12 protein-coding genes are annotated in these 18,702 nt (G+C 40.2%); 3 read left to right on the forward strand and 9 right to left on the reverse strand.

Annotated elements, in window-relative coordinates; all coding sequences use genetic code 11:
- The first annotated feature begins 166 nt into the window (after positions 1-166).
- Positions 167-739 carry a TetR/AcrR family transcriptional regulator gene (locus CWR48_RS19045; RefSeq protein WP_115774867.1) on the forward strand — a complete coding sequence of 191 codons (573 nt, stop codon included), beginning with the start codon at positions 167-169 and terminating at the stop codon, positions 737-739.
- Positions 740-826: 87 nt separating this feature from the next.
- On the forward strand, positions 827-3,052 hold the full coding sequence (locus tag CWR48_RS19050) for a YhgE/Pip domain-containing protein (RefSeq protein ID WP_115774868.1): 2,226 nt from the start codon (positions 827-829) through the stop codon (positions 3,050-3,052).
- Between the two features lie 96 nt (positions 3,053-3,148).
- Here the strand turns inward: CWR48_RS19050 and CWR48_RS19055 are convergent, their stop codons facing one another.
- The 6 genes from CWR48_RS19055 to CWR48_RS19080 form a co-directional block, all read right to left on the reverse strand.
- Positions 3,149-3,643 (reverse strand): inositol monophosphatase family protein, encoded by a 495-nt coding sequence (locus CWR48_RS19055; RefSeq protein ID WP_170140815.1) that lies wholly within the window; start codon positions 3,641-3,643, stop codon positions 3,149-3,151.
- 76 nt (positions 3,644-3,719) lie between these two features.
- The gene (locus CWR48_RS19060) at positions 3,720-4,145 is read right to left on the reverse strand and encodes an OsmC family protein (protein ID WP_245976869.1); all 426 of its coding nucleotides are present in this window, start codon (positions 4,143-4,145) and stop codon (positions 3,720-3,722) included.
- Positions 4,146-4,484: 339 nt separating this feature from the next.
- Entirely contained in the window at positions 4,485-4,802 is a 318-nt protein-coding gene (locus CWR48_RS19065; protein WP_115774871.1) for an iron-sulfur cluster biosynthesis family protein, read from the reverse strand.
- A 363-nt stretch (positions 4,803-5,165) separates the two neighbouring features.
- Entirely contained in the window at positions 5,166-6,317 is a 1,152-nt protein-coding gene (locus CWR48_RS19070; RefSeq protein WP_245976866.1) for a GTPase, read from the reverse strand.
- An 88-nt stretch (positions 6,318-6,405) separates the two neighbouring features.
- Positions 6,406-6,786: a penicillinase repressor BlaI gene (gene blaI, locus CWR48_RS19075; RefSeq protein WP_115774872.1), complete on the reverse strand. Its 381-nt coding sequence runs from the start codon at positions 6,784-6,786 to the stop codon at positions 6,406-6,408.
- A 19-nt stretch (positions 6,787-6,805) separates the two neighbouring features.
- A complete protein-coding gene (locus CWR48_RS19080) occupies positions 6,806-8,578 on the reverse strand; it encodes a BlaR1 family beta-lactam sensor/signal transducer (protein ID WP_115774873.1) in 1,773 nt (590 codons plus the stop codon).
- Positions 8,579-8,793: 215 nt separating this feature from the next.
- Here CWR48_RS19080 and bla point away from each other — a divergent pair, with 215 nt between their 5' ends.
- On the forward strand, positions 8,794-9,744 hold the full coding sequence (gene bla, locus CWR48_RS19085) for a class A beta-lactamase (protein WP_115774874.1): 951 nt from the start codon (positions 8,794-8,796) through the stop codon (positions 9,742-9,744).
- 143 nt (positions 9,745-9,887) lie between these two features.
- Here the strand turns inward: bla and CWR48_RS19090 are convergent, their stop codons facing one another.
- From CWR48_RS19090 to codB, 3 genes are all read right to left on the reverse strand, one after another.
- Positions 9,888-15,449 (reverse strand): pullulanase, encoded by a 5,562-nt coding sequence (locus CWR48_RS19090; protein ID WP_115774875.1) that lies wholly within the window; start codon positions 15,447-15,449, stop codon positions 9,888-9,890.
- Between the two features lie 386 nt (positions 15,450-15,835).
- A complete protein-coding gene (locus CWR48_RS19095; protein ID WP_115774876.1) occupies positions 15,836-17,101 on the reverse strand; it encodes a cytosine deaminase in 1,266 nt (421 codons plus the stop codon).
- Complete coding sequence (gene codB / locus CWR48_RS19100) at positions 17,091-18,365, reverse strand: cytosine permease (RefSeq protein WP_115774877.1); 1,275 nt, start codon at positions 18,363-18,365, stop codon at positions 17,091-17,093. Before codB ends, CWR48_RS19095 begins: the two co-directional genes overlap by 11 nt.
- Positions 18,366-18,702: the final 337 nt, after the last annotated feature.

The raw sequence follows: 18,702 nt of genomic DNA on the forward strand, positions 1-18,702 counted from the left end.
GCTTCTGAGCCTTGGAAAAGGGATAGATGGTTAGGAGTTATCTCATTTATAGTTCATTTAAATACATCATATATTAATGCTGTTTTGCAATTTCTGTCACGATTTGTTATAATCATCTTACAAAATGACCAATTCGCTTATTCGGTCAGAATTAGAGGGGTGGAAAATGGCTGTCGATCGTAAAAAACTAATCATTGATGCTGCAACAAAGTCCTTTTCTTTATTTGGTTATAAAGCGACGACAATGGATCAAGTTGCCAAGATTGCCAACGTCGGCAAGGGCACTATTTATACGTATTATGCAAATAAAGAAGACTTATTTAAAGAAATCATAGGCAAAATGATTGAAGAGATGGAGAACGAAGCACTAGCTGCAATTAATCCAGAACTTTCATTCTCAGAGAATCTTCATCTTGTTCTCTACCAAGTGTTAGAATTTAGGCGTGAACATCAATTGATGGTTAAACTATTTCAAGAGGAACAGGAAATGAGAACACCGGCTGTAATAGAAATGTTGCAAGAAGTAGAAAACGCAATTATCGCTTTTATTTCTTGGAGACTAAAGATAGCAATCACCAAAGGGTATATCAAGGAATGTGATCCCCAGTTGACAGCGTTTATTATGCTTAAAATGTATATTAGTTTAATTGTTGATTGGGAAAGAACGCATAGACCTTTAGATAAAGAAGCGATTGCAGCGTTGTTTGAACTATATTTAATTAAGGGATTATCCCTATAGAAGGAAATAAAATATGGATAATCCTTATTTTATTCGTAAATTTGACCAATTGAACAAAACGGTCAATTCGAAATAAGGAGAGAAGTTATGTTTAAAAAAGAATGGAAATCCATTTTCAAAAATCCAAAATTGGTCATTTCAATTATTGGAATCCTATTTATTCCTGTCCTATACGGTGGAATGTTTATCTGGGCTTTCTTTGATCCATATGGTCATCTCGAAAATATGCCAGTAGCCGTCATTAATAATGACGACGGTGCAGAAATGAACGGAGAATCATTGGAACTCGGAGAGGAATTGGTCAACAATTTAAAGGAGAATAAAGAATTCAATTTTAAATTTGTCGACCATGAAACAGGATATAAGAACTTAGAGAATAAGGAATACTATATGCTCGTGGAAATTCCGGCATCATTTTCCGAAAACGCGATTACCTTACTCGATGACCAACCGAAGAAGCTTGAATTGAAATATGTGCCAAACGAGGGCTATAATTTCTTGTCATCTCAAATTGGAAATTCTGCCATGCAACGGATTCAAACTGCTATTCAGGAACAAGTGACACAAACCTATGCAAAGACAATGTTTGATAGCATTACAAAGATGGCTGATGGCTACCAAACAGCAGATGAGTCTTCTGGGGAATTGTTAGCAGGAGCCGAGGATTTAGATAATGGTGCAGCAACACTGAATGAAAATTTAGAAACCCTGGCAGAAAAACAAGTGGGATTTTCCCAAGGAGTGGATACTTTAGCAAGCGGGAGCAATGAGATACAAACAGGAGTACATTCCCTTGTAGACGGGCTCGGTCAACTTGCATCCGGACAAACGCAACTTATCGATGGTTCCACGCAAGCAGAAAGCGGCTCTGAGAGTTTACAAACAGGGATAGAGCAAGTGCATCAAGGACTCACAGCAGTTTTAGAAAAGATGGGAGAGGCTACAGCGGGTACCCAACAACTAAAGGAAGGTTCGGATGCCTTGGCTACCGGCCTTAATCAACTGCAAACGGGTGCAAATGATGCTACCCAAGGTGCAACAGATGTTAAAGATGGCATCGCTGCCTTAAAAGACCAATTAGCTTCAGTACTTGCAACATTGCCTGAGGAAAATCAGGCTCTACTTAATCAGGCGATAGACCAATTAGCATCAGGAATAGCTACACTTGAAGCAGGTAATCAAAGTATCGCTGCAGTTGCAGGAGAGCTTGCTTCCGGGTCAGAAGAGATATCCAGTAATCTTTCTGCCTTAAATCAAGGTCAACTTGCGATTCAAAGTGGGGTAGAAGAATTAAATGGTGGGGCAGCTGAATTAGAGGCAGGAGCAGGTAAGCTAGTTGATGGTCAACGCCAACTTACTTCAGGCCTTACAACATTTTCAAACAAATTAAATGAAGCCAAAGCTGGCGGTGATCAGCTCTTAGCAGGAACTGGAGCGTTAACTGGCAGTGTTGGTCAGTTGGAAGATGCTTCTAAAGCATTAGCAGATGGATCATCGCAATTAGCTGACGGGTCATTACAACTCGCTGATGGAACTTCAAAACTCAAAGACGGTACACAAGAATTTAATAACGAGTTACATGACGCTGCCTCAGAATCAGATGGGCTACACCCAACTGAGGATACGTATAATATGGTTGCAAGCCCAGTAAAAGTGGGAAAAGAGGAAATTAATGCCGTTCCAAACTATGGAACAGGATTCACACCTTACTTCTTGTCAATTGGGCTATTTGTTGGAGCACTAACACTAACCGTTATTTATCCACTGAGAGACCCAGTAGGTATTCCTAGATCTGGTTTCTCCTGGTTCTTAAGCAAATACAGTGTCTTCCTTATCGTAGGGATCATTCAATCACTCCTTGCTTCTGGTCTTATATTGCTTCTTTTAGATATCGAAGTATCGAGTGTCCCTTTATTTATCCTATTTACGATCATTACGAGTTTGGCGTTCATGGCACTCATTCAATTCTTGGTTACAACTATGGATAATCCTGGTCGCTATCTAGCGATTATCATCATGATATTGCAATTAACTTCAAGTGCTGGAACATTTCCAGTAGAGTTAATTCCAGAACCGTTACAAACTATTACCAACTATTTGCCCATGACATATGCAATCAGAGGATTTAAAGAGGTCATCTCAACTGGCAACTTTAGCTTAATGTGGGATAATGCTTTCGTATTGATAGGTTTTATGATTGTCTTCTTGCTCCTTACTTTTTTGTATTTTATAATCAAATACAAAAAAGATTACTCGCTTAATAAAAATGAAACAGAAGAAAATGATTCAGACCAAAAACCTGTTCTTTCATAAGAGATGTTTATAATTTGCTAGTTAAGTAATAAGTATTTAAGCCCAGAACCCTTCAACTACTAAATAGTTAAAGGGTTCTGGGCTTTTATTATATTACTAGTTAAGTAAGACTATCAATGAATCATGTATTAATTGATTTGATGCGACCAACGTATCATCACTTAAGCGAAATGATTCGCCTTCTCGATTGGTTACTGTTCCACCTGCTTCTTGAAGAATGATAACACCAGCTGCGTCATCCCAAGGATGGAGCCCATCGTGGAAGAATCCGGTAAGCTGCCCCGTAGCTACCATACATAAATCGAGGCTTGCTGCGCCGAAAATCCGAACACTTCTTGATTTCCCAATAAGATTACCAATTTGCTCCAATACAGCCGAGTCTGAATTCCATTCCGGAGCTTGAAACCCTGTTACAAGCAAAGCATCACTTATATTACTTTCACTACCAACTCGTATCGGCTCCCCGTTCAAATAAGCGTTTAATCTCTCAATGGCTACTTGAATTGTCCAAACACCACTTGAAATGAATCCGAGATTTACAACTCCTGTATTGAAAGCATCTTTACCAGGAGCAGCCGTTGCATCACTCACAATATAAACTTCGAAACCTTAAGATTATCAAAGGTTGAATGTTTACTACTAATTCTACACCCTTGGATGAATCAGATTATTTCACAGAAACGTTACCTTGGATTCCAATCTTAACATCTGCTTTTTTCAATAGATTTCCGACTTCGCACCCTTTATCTGCTGCTTCTGTCGCTCTGATTGCGGATTGGATTTGTTCTTCTGTTGCATCTTCTGATAAAACGATCTGAGGATAATGGATAATTTTAAATTCGTTATCAGATATAGTAGCCTCAGAATTCACTGTAAGTTCAGCAACAGGCAGTTTTCTGCTTTCAAGCACAAATGTAAGAGTTGCTGTATAACAAGTAGTTACTGAAGAAACGAGAACCTCTTTTGGACTTGCTCCATTACCACTACCACCTAATGATGTTGGAATAGCGATTTTTGTATCAAGAAACTCCGATTTAAGGGTTCCATTTCCTGTTACCCCACCATCCCAAACAGCATTCACATTTATTTTCATATCAGCCAAAATTAACACTCCTCCAAATAAATTAATTGTATTTCGCTTGCTTACTCACGTATGTTTTTACCTTACGTGAAAATATTAAAAAAGTAGTGCTATGATTCATCAGTACCTACCAGTCGGTACAAACCGCATGTTAACATACTCTATAAAAAATTGGCAAGTAAACTGTTTATATTTCCTAACAAAATTGTGCTACTTACAAATTACATCATCGACGTGATCATAAATTGGATACAGCTTGCTTTATCTTTAAAACGCATTTTTGGATTATCTTATATAAAAGGTATATTCTATCGTTAAGGGATTTGGACTCCCCCTCGGATCAAATTCGCTTTAAATAATAAACGACATTCTTCCGTTTATTATTTGCTGTGGGCTTTTTAATTGAAAACTGTTCACTGAATCCGAATAGTCAATTTTTAATTCATCGTCAAAGAATATTAGCTCTGATTTCTCCATATATACAGGACGATTATTAGTCTCAAATACAACGTCTTTGGTTTCATCTATTAATGGGACAAAATACAAAGTAGGTACCCCGGCCCCACAAGCAAGCCCTTCCGTTACATTTTTGACTTTAAGATATCCCTTTTGATCGCCAATCTTTTTGTTCAGTTCTTCAGCTGCACTTTTTGTGATAGTTACTGTCATTTGATAAACCTCCATTATTCTTTTCTATTGAATAATATACAAATAAATTAAAATATTTGTACCTACTGTTTGGTACAATTTTTATTATACGCTATACATTCACATACTGACAAGCAATTAGTTCTCATTTTTAGTCCTAATCCTAACCACTATTCAGAAAAGTCGTACCCAAGGTATTATTCTTGAAAAAAAGTGATATGCTCCCTAGCCTGTTTCATCGCACTAATAACCTTAAGTACATATTACCTATAAAGAGAAACTTCATTAAGTGGGGGTTTTACATCCAGTTAATGCGGGATAAAAAGCACCCCAAAAATTAAATCTTTTGAGGTGCCGTACACTAGTTATTCTCTTTAATTGTGTTTAATTAACAGATTGTTTACTACTTACTAACCCGTGCTCTTGGACGAAATCCTTTAATATATCACTTAAATTAGGACCATCTATTTCATCTAAATCATAATATACACGTGTCGTCGGTTTATTAATCGAAATGACGCGAGTTAAGTCGATTGGTGTGCCAATAATCACTGCATCACAGTCTGCATTATTAATTGTTTCCTCAAGATCCTTCAATTGCTGTTCGCCATATCCCATTGCTGGAAGGACGTTCTCAATATGCTGGTATTTGTTGAATGTATCGGTTAGTGTACCTACCGCGAATGGACGTGGGTCAATAACTTCCGCCGCACCTAAACGCTCCGCTGCAACTGTACCAGCGCCAAGCTTCATCTCTCCATGTGTAAGTGTCGGACCATCTTCAACGACTAACACACGTGCTCCTCCAATAAGCTCTGGATGATCAACTGTAATCTTTGATTCGGCTTTAATAATTATGCTGTTTGGACTTGCGAGTTTTATATTATTTTCTACAATTTGCACATTTTCCTCTGGTGCACTATCGACTTTATTAATGACCGCAACATCAGTCGTTCTTAGGCAAACTTCACCAGGATAGTATTTCAGCTCATGGCCTGGACGATGCGGGTCCAAGACCGTAACAGCTAAATCAGGCTCGTAGAAAGAGAAATCATTATTTCCTCGATCCCATAAAATTACGTCGCAGCCGTCTGGATCATTTTCAGCAGCTGCTAAAATGTCTGCATAATCAACACCTGCATACACAATATTTCCACGTGAAACATGTGGTTCATATTCTTCCATTTCCTCAATCGTACAATGATGTTTCTTCAAATCCTCCACCGTCGCAAAGCGCTGCACACGTTGTGCATTTAAGTCCCCGTAAGGCATTGGATGTCTCACAGCAATGACTTTTAAATCATCTGCTAGCAGTGATTCAATAATTTTACGGGATGTTTGGCTTTTCCCTGTCCCAGTTCTTACTGCACAAACGGAAATAACAGGCTTATTACTTTTTAGCATCGTACTGTTTGGACCGAGCAATGTGAAGTTAGCACCCGATGCATTTACAATCGCAGCTACGCCCATCACATCTTCATAATTAACATCACTATACGCAAAAACACATTCGTCGACTTGTAAATCCTTAATCAACGCTGGCAATTGATCCTGTGAAAAGGAGACACGGGGTCAGGCACTTTGTCCCACGGATAAGTAATGGGACGTGCCTATCCCTGCGTCCCTATTTATTTTGTTTTTTATCCAATATGGAGCGTAATTCCTTAATATCCTTTTCCGATAATGTATCATCCTGGATAAATTGAACAACCATCGATTTTAATGCCCCGCCATATACGCGTTTAATGAAGGACTGTGTTTCTGCCTTTCGACATTCATCCTGCGTATATAACGGGAAAAAGGTATAGACCCTCTGATCCGTATTTACACCAACCACCTGCTTTTTAGCCAGGCGATCCAAAAGCGTGCGTACGGTTTTTGGCTTCCAATCGGTATGCTTCTGGATTGAGGAAGTAACTTCATTGGCAGTTTGCGGTGCCTTCTCCCAGAGTACGTTCATCACTTCCCATTCCGCTTCTGAAATATCGGGTATTTTTTTCGGCACTGTTTATCCCTCCTGACGATCAATAAATTCCTTTATCCTTTAAAATTGATAAGGTTATTTCTGCTGCTCTGCTTCCTAGAGCATGATCCTTATGCTGTATGTTTGTTGCAAAGAAGTAAGTATTGTCTTTCTCCTCCACATAGCCTATGAACCAGCCGTTTATGCTGCGGCCATTTACGGTTCCAGTGCCAGTTTTTCCAGATAGCTGCAAATCATCATTATCTTCCAGCAGCAGGGTATCTTTTACAGTTTGAACATGTTTCTCCTTAAATCCAAATTTATTGCTATAAAAAGCTTCCAGCAATTGTACTTGTTCAACAGGAGAGATTTTAAGTGACGATTCCAGCCAATATTGTTCTATACCCCCGGAAACATCGTAATTACCATAGCCTATTTTTTTCAAATTTGACTGGATTGTACGTAATGGCATTTTCTCATCTAATTCCTGAAAGTACCAGGTTACCGAATCAGCCATCGCTGTATCTAAATCCTGATCCATATTCCAGGAAGCGTATGGATACTTTTCACCATTCCATCTCAAGGTGGAATTTCCGTCAGTTATAATATTAGATTCCAAGCCAAACAAAGCACTGTATATTTTATATGTTGAATTTGGTGAAACCCTTAATGTACTCTGATCTTCATTATAAATATGATACTTATCTGCTTGCTTATCGTATAATACAAAGCTTCCTTCATATTCATTGAAATAATCGCTAAGATCTTCATACGTAACCTTTCCGCCATCAAAATCATAACGATTATTAGCTTGGCCCATGGCAGAAACGAAGGGAATCTGGGAAACTAACAGCAAAACTCCTGCCATCATAAAGATTACTGCACTCTTAAGCTTTTGCAGCCTTAGATCCCTTTTAAAAGATGCAATTTTTTTGATGCGTTTTTCAACTTGTTTTTTGGAGCCATTCAGCTGATTAGCCAATGTAAAGTTTCGTTGCTTCGATGACCCATCAATAAAATTAAGAATCGTATGTCCATAATCGGTATAGCAATCCTCATCCAGTGCATGCAGCACAGCAGCATCACACGCTATTTCGCGGTCCAATCTCATTTCCTTAAAGGCAAACCAGACAAGTGGGTTAAACCAGTACAGGATTTGAAAAATGGCCGCTGCATAATTGATTAAAATATCTTTAGATTTATAGTGCGTTAACTCATGCAAAAAAATATACTTGATTTCCTCTTTTGAAAGCCATTCATCAAAACGTTCCGGCAGCACAATGTACGTCTTCAATAGACCGAACGTCATTGGTGAGTTAACAAGCGCTGATTCTCCAACAATCAACTTCCCAGAAATATCTAACTGCTGTTTGCACTGATTAAATATTATGAGAGCCTCTTCGTCTTTCAGTTTAGCCATTGTGCCTTTAATCCGTTTTAATTTCAAACCTGCATGCAGCATGACAACAGCCAGCACGATCATTCCGGAAATCCATATACTTGCTGCAGCGATATTCAATATTGCTGAACTGGAACGCTGGACAGATAAGGTAAAGTCTTCCATCCAATTTGCATTGTTTACAGCTGCCGTCTTCTCATCTTTAGCAGCAGTAATAGCAGACATATCATTCATATCCACTGAATGAAAGTGGGTATCGAAATGGATGGAATCATTAGGAAGAAATGGAAGCAGCAGCACAAGCAGCAACAGAAACCACAGATTGTATTGCCATTTTGCTGATAATTGCTTGTGAAAAACCTTCTTAATCAGCATAATAATCCCTACAGTAAGGGAAGATAGAATAAAATTTATTATAAAATCTGAAACGGACATGTAAATCGTCTCCATTTCTTAAGTGCAAATTATTAATTTATATATTTCCAAAGATTACACATGTAGTACCTAAATATTATCACTTTAGCTGTCTCATATCAAACGAACATATTGTTAACTTGTTTTGGGTTGACATTTTTTGACTACAGTTGTAATATTTGATTACACATGTAGTCGCATGTGCATAAATAATTATTTTACTGGAGGCTATGCTTTTGAAAAAATTAACTCACACCATATTACGTGCACGTAAACTTGAGATTACCATATTGCTATGTTTACTGGCGATAATTGCTTTAGCCGGATGTGCAGACAAAGGAGAAAAGGAACAAAGTGCATCCGAAGCGCCATCCAAGGCAGAAAACCACAAAACAGAGAGTTCGAGTGCAGATAATGAGTTCGCTAAGTTGGAGGAAACATTCGATGCACGGCTAGGTGTATATGCCATTGATACCGGGTCCGGACAAGTCATCTCCTATCAGGAAGATGAACGCTTCGCCTATACATCTACCTTTAAGGCACTAGCATCAGGTGCATTACTGCAAAAGAATGAAATAGAAGATTTAAATAAAGTCATTACTTACACAGAGGATGAGTTAATCACGTATTCTCCTGTTACAGAGAAACATGTCGATACAGGGATGACGCTTAGAGAAATAATCGAAGCGGCTGTCCGTTACAGTGATAATACTGCAGGAAATCTATTATTAAATGAACTTGGAGGTCCCGAGGGGTTTGAGGAAGCATTGAGAGAGATTGGTGATGAAGTTACAGAAGCTGACCGTTTTGAACCAACCTTAAACACAGCCGTACCTGGTGATTCACAGGATACAAGCACACCGAAGGCAGTGGCCACAAGTTTAAAGGAATTTGCAGTCAGTGATCTGCTCTCTGAAGAAAAGCGTGCAATCTTTAATGATTGGCTAAGCGGGAATGCCACTGGTGACAAACTGATTCGCGCTGGTGTGCCAGATGACTGGAAGGTCGGCGATAAGAGCGGCGCTGGCGGTTACGGCACACGAAATGATATTGCTGTCATTTGGCCGCCAGATAGAGAACCCATTGTTATCGCAATCCTTTCGAGTCGCGATACGGAAGATGCCACATATGATGATGCACTGATTGCAGAGGCAGCCAAAGTTGTAGTCAATGTACTGATGAAGTAAACCGGAAAACTAGATGGGTCAATTCTTTTTCCGGCAGATAAGGCCGTAGCTTAAGGGGCCTGGCTAAGCCTTGGAAATTATCATGTAGAATGGGCACATAAAAAAACGGGACAGTGCTGTCCCGTTTTAAAACTTTTCCTGCATCATTTTTTAACGTTTTTCCCCTTTCCAGGTTGTTTCTCTCCACCAACTTTCACAATCACCGCAGTTAGGGGATCGATCGTAATCGCATCTGGAGACAATTTAAATCCAGTTGGGTTTCTCACCTCTGTAATCCCTGCTTCATCACTGTCTACCATTATTTTTCCGTCGCTTAAGTCATAGTCAGTAAGCGTCAGTGTACGTGCTTTATCGTCCGCATTGATGAATACATAATATGCTTCTTTCCCCTCGGGCGCTTTGGCACGATAGCCAATAATCAAATCCTGCTCCTGTATTTCTGGAGCTTCGATTAGATTAACGTTGGTATTCACTTCATCCCTTGTACTCAATGTAAATGCATCGGTGGAACGACGCAGTTCAATGAGTCCTTCTGTATAGTTCTTTGTCTCTGTATGAACTGGATTGACTTTTGAATTTGTTGCCTTTTCCCAATCAAACTTATTCACCTCATCCGTTGAATCATAGGAATCATGAATAAAATATGGATACTCAAATGGATTACCCTCTACATCAGTCATGAACGTTGATTTATATGGTGGATTAGCTACCGATCCCTTGTAATCCTCGTGCCGGAATTGTTTTGTCCGACCATATTCCTGACCGGAATGCAGGAAGGCTGTTCCCTGGGATGTCAATACAAGTGTATTCCCAAGCCGAATGCGTTTATGAATTTCTTCTTCATGGTCTTTTGGATCTTTCTTAATCGACTGTGCGATAACGTCATGAAGGGTCAAATTGTCATGTGCAGCAATATAGGATACGACATCACCAGGATCATCTGCCAGGAAATTATGCGGATTAGCTGTAACGTTATCGAAAATCTGCTGAATATTCCTTGCCCCACCGGTTAGAAAACGAGGTTCACCTTCCGAGCCGAAACCAGACTTCAGTTCATTTCTTATTTCATCGGAAAACGACGCAACGCTATCCGTATGCTGCATCCAATCCTGATCTGCCGGCATCACATCTCCGCCATTTTCATCACCTGCATACGTTCTCCATCCCTCTCCAATCATAAGGATGTTTGGATTCAGTTCTTTTGCTTTGTCATACGCCATTTGGATTGTTTCGGCATCATGGTCCCCCATCATGTCAAAGCGGAATCCATCCACTTTAAACTCATCGACCCAGTATGTGATCGAGTCAACAAGGACTTTCCTAGTCATTTCATGTGTCGTACCTAAACGTCCGCCGCCAAAACTCTCCCTTGGCGTACCATCTGCATCCATGAAATGATAGTAATTTGGCTCCAGATTTTCAAAAATATCCACTTTTGCTGTATGGTTGTAAACCACATCAAGGACGACACCCATATCACGTTTATGAATTTCCTTAATTAAGAATTTAAATTCCTTAATCCGCTCCTCGGCGTCATCCGGATCTTCCGAATACATGCCTGTCAATGAAAAATAACTATGTGGGTCATAACCCCAGTTATAATTGTTGTCACTGGATGAATAATCGAGCAGTCGTTCACGATCAAATTCATTTACATTGTAATAGTTCATCACCGGAAGCAGTTGAATATGGGTCACTCCTAATTCTTCCAGATAATCTAGCTTCTCAATGAATGCAGCAAACGTTCCAAAGTCGGAATTCAAATCATCTGCAATACTCGGATCTGATGTAAAGTCACGGACATGCGCCTCATAAATGATGGCATCCTCTCGTTCTTCAAACCCGTCAATATCTGCGTAACGGAGTGTCGGACCAATTTTCGCTGGATCGACAATAGCTGCTTTTCCAACCGGAATTTCATCTACCTCTTCTACGTTCCATGTTGCCATTGATTTTGCATACGGATCCAGGGCGAGCACTTTTTCCCCATCGCGCTCAATTTCATAATGATAATAATACCCAGTAAGATTAGGAACACCGGTATTGCCTTTATTTAATGTAACCTCCCAGACGCCACCTTCATCTTTTTTCATTGGAACAGGTTCGCCAACAACTTTATCCTGATCTTTTTTATCGTATAAAATAACTGAAACATTATCCGCACTTGGCGACCAGACCTTTAACGTCGCAGATTTGTTTTTGTTTAATGTTGCTCCCAGGTCATCGCCATCATAACTGAATAACTCATCGGTAAGCTTATAGCTCTTATTCACCTGTACCGACTGATTCATAAAAGTAGCAAGATACGGTGCAAGTTCCGCACTAAAAGAGCCTTTCAAATGAACGGTCTTGCCATCTTCATTCTTTGTAACCGAGCTTATTTTCACATCATTGCCGTCTTTGTCCTTTAATTCAATACCTTCGAAAAGTTCCTGCTCAGAGAAATCAACTGTTGATGTAAAACTCAGGTCAATCTGGTCGAGTGCAACCAGTTCGCCATATTTGATTCCTTCTTCAAAAACATAATACGGATTGGTATAAACAGTTTCATCGCCCTCTTTTAGGAAAATTTGGTGATGAGCGTCAAGCTCGGAGAAGGACATATCTCCAGTTTGATTGCCCCCGTCTTGTCTCTCCACCAACAGGAAGCCGATTTCTTTAGCATCTTCAACGAGATCAACATCCACATAAGCACCGTATTTTCCTACTTGCTCATTTGAAAATGCATGTGCACCCATCGGCCAGTTCACGTTAGGTTCCAATACATCGCCCCATGTCCATACTCCCCATGGTTCATAGGCTTCGTCCTCACTTAAATAATTAATCCGCAGTGTATTCGGATCGAGGTTAGCTGGTTCATATAGCGATACGTATCCATCTTCGGATAGCCAAATCTCGTTCATTTCAGGTGACAGGATGTCGACAGAAATATCAGGTGTCACATTGGAACCATTGGAATTATTTACAAGCATCCCGACTGTCTCTGCAGCCTCCGTTAGCTTGATATCGACATAGGCACCATAGTCGGTTAGACGATTATCCGTAAATGGCGAAGCTCCACCAGGCCAGCTCCCATTTTGTTCCGATGGTGTTTCTACATCTCCCCAGAACCATAGTCCAAGTCCTGCAAAATCAATGTCTGATCGTTCATAATGGACCCTTAGTGTATCCTCAGGGATTTCTTCATCCTCTAGATTTCCTTCCTCGATTATTGTCCCATACGCTGCAGTCAGCAGCACTGTTCCACCATCAGCCAGTGATGGCAGCGTGATAGATATCGTTTGATCACCATCTGCCCTATACACGTTACCCGAATAATGATCCGTCACAACAGTTTCTCCTGAGTCCACAGCTAACTTTACTTCTTTTTCATCATTTGAGACATTCAAGCCTACATACACTGAATCTTCCTTATGCGTCCGTTCAACGAGCAGAAATTGTTCCGCATCCGATCCCGCAATATCATCTCGTGAACCACGGGAAAGCGTCTCAGAAAATTCTTCCCGGAAATCTAGTACCTTTTCATAATGGGCCAAGATGGCATTATCTTTGGCAAGTTCAAAGTCCATATTGTACCTGTTATCCTGAATTGGATAGTTATTAGCCCCGCTCAAGCCAAGCTCTTCACCATAATAGATCACTGGCTGCCCCTTCGCTGTGAGCTGCAGTGTTGCTGCTGCCTTTAACTTTCCTTCATCATTACCAACGGAATATAAAAATCCATCTTCATCATGGCTGCCAAGGAATTGCCCGAGAGTTGCCGTATTGGATAAACCGCTATTTCTGCTTTCAAGGAGTTGATTCGCATCTTCCACATTGCCATTAACAAAATCTCTGGCAATATTCTTGAACTCAAAATCGAGCAGTGAATCCATTTCCCCTTTCTCTAAAAAGCCAAAGTCTTCATGCTGACTTGCTCCCCAAGCTTCGCCAATCATTTTGAAAGAAGGATCTTCAGATGTCAGTGCATTCTTAAATGCTTTCCATGTGATGTGATCGACATGCTTTACCGTATCGACACGGAAATAGGAAATCGCATTGCCATTTTCTGTTCGGGATTTTTCAATCCAGTCTTTTTGCCAATCGATTACCTGGTCACGAACCTCTGGATTCTCTGTTGTAAAGTCCGGAAGACCAGCAAGTTCCCCAGTCACCTCATCATTGCCAACATCACTTCCCTGTCTTAGCAGAGAATTGTAAACGGATCGCTCTTCATCCGTCGGGTACCCTAAAGGTTGTTCAGCTTCAGGAAGTTCACCATCAATTTCCTTCAATCCATATCCGACATGATTAAGGACAACATCGACCATAATTTTCATATCGCGGGCTGCTGCTTCATCGATCAGCTCATGCAAGTCTCCGATATCCCCAAAGTGCGGATTCAAGTTCTCAAAGTCACTTCCCCAGTACCCGTGGTATCCATAAAAAGGCTGATCCGGGTAGGCATCCTGGGAATTGTACCTTACATCATATTTGATATTTTCTACAATGGGACTGATCCAAATCGTATTGACTCCAAGGTTATCGAGATAATCCAATTTTTCCGTAATACCTTTTAAATCTCCACCGTGGTATGTTCCCGGCTTGCTCGTATCATAATTTAAACCATAGGGGTCATTATTCGATTCATCCCCGTCAAAAAATCTGTCGGTTAAAAGAAAGTAAATAACTGCTTCGTCCCAGTCAAAGTCTTCTCCCTCAGCAAACTCACGTGTTTTTACTTCAACAGTTGTTGTCCCGTTATGTGCCTTGCCGAATTCATCTACAATAGTCAGCGGGATTTCTTTCACACCAGCAGGTACATCCTCTTTGACAGCGATTGTCACTTCATTTAGTTCAGAATTAATTTCTAATTTTTCTGGTCCACCGAGTGATGACATATCAGCAAAAATTTCCCGAATACCAGCACCGCTTTCATTTTCGATATTCAGTGAAAGAACTGCATTTTCATTGTAATTAATGCTTTCCGGAGTTATCGTTGCGGATACAGCCATATCCACAATCAGATTTTCAATGATAGACTCTTCATAATATGGATTGGTTACTTCTTCCGTTTGGCCGTCTTCCGTTACCAGAAATGAATAGGGATAGGTTCCTTCTGGAAAATCCGCATATATATATTCATAGCGTTCGTTTGCTTCATCATACGCCATCTCAAATGTATCGCCTGCAACCTTCAGTTCTACTTTTTCCAAGCTATCCATCGCATCATTTAGATACAAATCAGAATCACGATAATAGAAAGTTGCGTTCCCATTGTTAATCTGTGCCTTTGGAATTTCGGGAACGATATGAACATCTTTATTCCCCTGCTGTACAGATACTTTGGTGACTGTTTCCTGCTGATTAATCTGGATGAACCGGTCGATATGCTGCCCATTCGGTTCACGATCTCCCCAGTCTTTTTTACGAATAATAAATCCTATTTCCTTTGTGGTTGGGGCAACCTCAATAAAAGCAGTAGCTAGTCCATTTTCAAATCCCGTAAAATCAATATTATCGTCTTGGACTCCCGTATTCCAAACCCAAACATCCCAGCTATCATAATTCCCATCCTCCCGTTCATACGTCAGACGAACAGTACGGTTATCGGTATTCGAATCCGCATGTACCTGCTGAATTGAAACGAACGGAAGTGTAGCACTTAATATCATCATGAAAATCATGATTAGTGCAGTAAACCGACGCCCTAAACTTTTGCGCATGGCATTTTTCTCTCCTTCCTATTTGATTAGTTTCGGTAGCTAAAAGCACAAATGAAAACGTTTGCATAAATAGGTGAAAAAAGCAGATTAATAGCTTTATCATGGGGATTTAACCGATGCGAACGCTTTCTTGTATTATGACATAACCAAGTACTATTTTCAATATGATTTCATGCGCTTTGTTATTGTCTTGATGAATTTCTCATCCCATATTTTTCATGGCTAAGCCTAGTGGATAAACAGACTAATTCTGGAATGTCAGAAAACTAAGATTTAACCAAGCCTTTGGGTGACAGCCTTAATTGCACTTATTCGTTAAGAAAGTTGTTAGAATTTCTTATCTATCAAAAAGACACAACCCGATTAAAGTTGTGCCCAAATGTCCTCTACCGATTAAAATTAATCCTCTCTGCTTCATCCATCATAATCGTTGCCTCACTCGGCTTTGTCTCCGCAATAATCTTGCCATTCCTAAATGAATATCTTACGGTTGCTTGCTTGCGGATTGCTTCATATTCATTTTCTGCAGATAGGACAATGAAATTCGCTGCTTTGCCTTCTTCAATTCCATAATTATCTTCAATATTTAGTGTCCTTGCGCTGTTTTTTGTGATTAAATCAATCGAGTTTACAATTTGCTCATAGCCCATTAATTGCGATGCATGGATTCCCATATGCAATACTTGGAGCATATTGCCTGTGCCGAGCGGATACCATGGATCAAAGATGTCATCATGGCCAAAGCAGACGTTTAATCCTGCTTCCTGCAGCTCTTTTACCCGTGTTAGACCTCTTCGTTTAGGATACGTATCAAATCTTCCTTGAAGGTGAATATTCACAAGCGGATTTGAAACAAAATTAATATTTGAAAGCTTTAATAGACGAAACAGTTTATACGTATATGCATCATTATAAGAACCCATTGCTGTCGTATGGCTCGCTGTTGTGCGCGTACCTAAACCGCGTTTGTAAGCTTCTGCAGCAACAACCTCCACAAAGCGGGACTGCTCATCATCAATTTCATCACAATGGATGTCCACTAATCGATCGTATTTTTCAGCTAGGTCAAAAGCAATTTTTAATGAATCTACTCCATATTCTCTTGTAAATTCAAAATGGGGAATTCCACCAACTACATCTGCGCCCATTTTCATTGATTCCTCAAGCAGCTCTGCTCCATTAGGGTAGGAGTTAATCCCTTCTTGCGGGAAAGCAACAAGCTGAATATCAACATAGGCCGCCATCTCTTCTTTCACTTCGAGCATTGCTTTTAAGGCTGTTAAGTCTGGGTCTGTTACATCCACATGTGTACGGACATGCTGGATTCCTTGAGCAATTTGCCATTTTAAAGCTGTTTTTGATCTTGTTTTAACATCCTCTGCTGTCAGTGTTTCTTTCCTCTGGGACCATCTTTGAATTCCTTCAAATAATGTACCGCTTTGGTTCCATTCCGGTTCACCTGCTGTTAAAGTAGTATCTAAATGGATATGCGGCTCAATAAAAGGTGGAAGGACAATCGCTCCTTTGACATCAATAACTTCCTCGCCTTCCACATTCTCCAATACTTGGGTAATTTTATGAAACTTACCGTCCTCTATTATTAAGTGCCAAAGCCCATCTTTTCCTCGAAGTGTTGCGTTTTTAATAATCACTGATAACTTCACCCTTCTCTTTTATTTGATTTAATGATACTTGTCGTTGTGGCGAGAACTTCATTCCAACTACATAAATAATTGCTGTACCTAAAAGGGCATTGATTGGCGGGATACCTGGTGCAAAATTAGCGATTGCGACGCCACCTGCCCAAGCTGCGATTGCGATCCAGTTTATTGCTTTAAACTTCATCGTTTCGAACGGCTGGTATTTACCGCGGTTTAAGATGAAGTAGTCTGCAAGTATGATTGCGCCAATTGATGGCAGTGCAGTTCCTAAAACGGTTAGAAATCCAACAAAATTGTTATATAGCCACATTGCGGCGATTGTTCCTAATATTCCATTGAAAACAACTACCTTATGTTTTGGCAGTTTCGTAATATTTGAGAATCCGAGTCCGGAAGCATATAATGCACTATCATTTGTTGTCCAGATATTCAAGCCAAGAACGATGATAGCTGGAATCATTAACCCTTGCAGAAACATGACATCTGATATATCCGCTTTACCGAATGCCATCGCACCAACCGCACCGAATAAAAACATGAGTGAATTTCCTAGGAAGAATGCGATAATATTTGCACTTACTGCAGATTTCGTTGTCTTTGCGAAACGGGCAAAGTCCGGTGTCAGCGTACCAGCGCTAATGAACGATCCGATACAAATCGTTAATGCTGCTGCAAGGCTGATTGCCTGTGCTGGCTCATATGCGAATAATCCTTGAAGCCCTCCAGCAAATTCTGCTGCATCAACCATCGAGTAACTGCCGAAGATTGCGATCGCAGGAACTGCCACAAATCCTAAAATCGTTAACATCCGCATTCCAAAAATTGACGACACCGTCATCAGCGAGCCAAAGATTATAATTAATGCATACACATTGATGCCAGTTGCCTTTGCTACCGGCACTGCAAACATCGCAAGACCGACACCAAACCAGCCAACCTGTGTGGAAGCAAGTAAAAATGAAGCGATATAAGAACCTTTTTCACCAAACGCATAGCGCGTTAATAAATGCGTTGAAAGTCCTGTTTTTGCTGCAATAAATGCCAATGCACCTGTATAAAGTCCAAGCAGTAAATTACCTGCTAACACAATCCAAATAAATTGCACAAACGTAAGTCCAGTTCCGAGTGTTCCCCCTGACAGCATGCTTGCTGAAAAGAAGCTTAATGAGAGCATCACCGCAAGAATCTTCCAGAAAGCCTTTCTATTCGGTTGCGGTACTGCTTGTAACGAGAATTCTTTATCAATTTTTGACATCCCAATTCCTCCAATAAGTTAGTTGTATAGAAACTGGTACCGAAGAAAGCTTCGATTTATTCTAGGAGTTTAGGGATAAAAAAAAAGCTTCTTGCCATTTCTGACAAGAAGCTCTTCTCATAATACACATACGTATAAGAAGTCCATAATTATAGACTACCCCACACGATGCGCATTATTTCCGTTGTCCTTGTCAGCCTCACGGGACTGAATTAAAGGTACCAGTATTTAATTAAGTATCATTATTACAGGAAAAGATGGGGTTGTCAACTGTTTTTTGAAAGGAGAAACAGAGCGCCAGGTCCCGCTCCTTTGTCGAATATCATCGTGGTTGCTA

Origin of the sequence: Oceanobacillus arenosus (assembly GCF_003369575.1) — a bacterium.
In the GTDB taxonomy this organism is placed as follows: domain Bacteria; phylum Bacillota; class Bacilli; order Bacillales; family Amphibacillaceae; genus Oceanobacillus; species Oceanobacillus arenosus.

What these genes read in the sequence shown, in the direction of transcription:
- CWR48_RS19065 (WP_115774871.1), bottom strand. Translation starts at nt 4,802, where the DNA reads ATGACAGTAACTATCACAAAAAGTGCAGCTGAAGAACTGAACAAAAAG.
- CWR48_RS19090 (WP_115774875.1), bottom strand. Translation starts at nt 15,449, where the DNA reads ATGCGCAAAAGTTTAGGGCGTCGGTTTACTGCACTAATCATGATTTTC.
- CWR48_RS19060 (WP_245976869.1), bottom strand. Translation starts at nt 4,145, where the DNA reads ATGAAAATAAATGTGAATGCTGTTTGGGATGGTGGGGTAACAGGAAAT.
- CWR48_RS19050 (WP_115774868.1), top strand. Translation starts at nt 827, where the DNA reads ATGTTTAAAAAAGAATGGAAATCCATTTTCAAAAATCCAAAATTGGTC.
- CWR48_RS19080 (WP_115774873.1), bottom strand. Translation starts at nt 8,578, where the DNA reads ATGTCCGTTTCAGATTTTATAATAAATTTTATTCTATCTTCCCTTACT.
- codB (WP_115774877.1), bottom strand. Translation starts at nt 18,365, where the DNA reads ATGTCAAAAATTGATAAAGAATTCTCGTTACAAGCAGTACCGCAACCG.
- CWR48_RS19045 (WP_115774867.1), top strand. Translation starts at nt 167, where the DNA reads ATGGCTGTCGATCGTAAAAAACTAATCATTGATGCTGCAACAAAGTCC.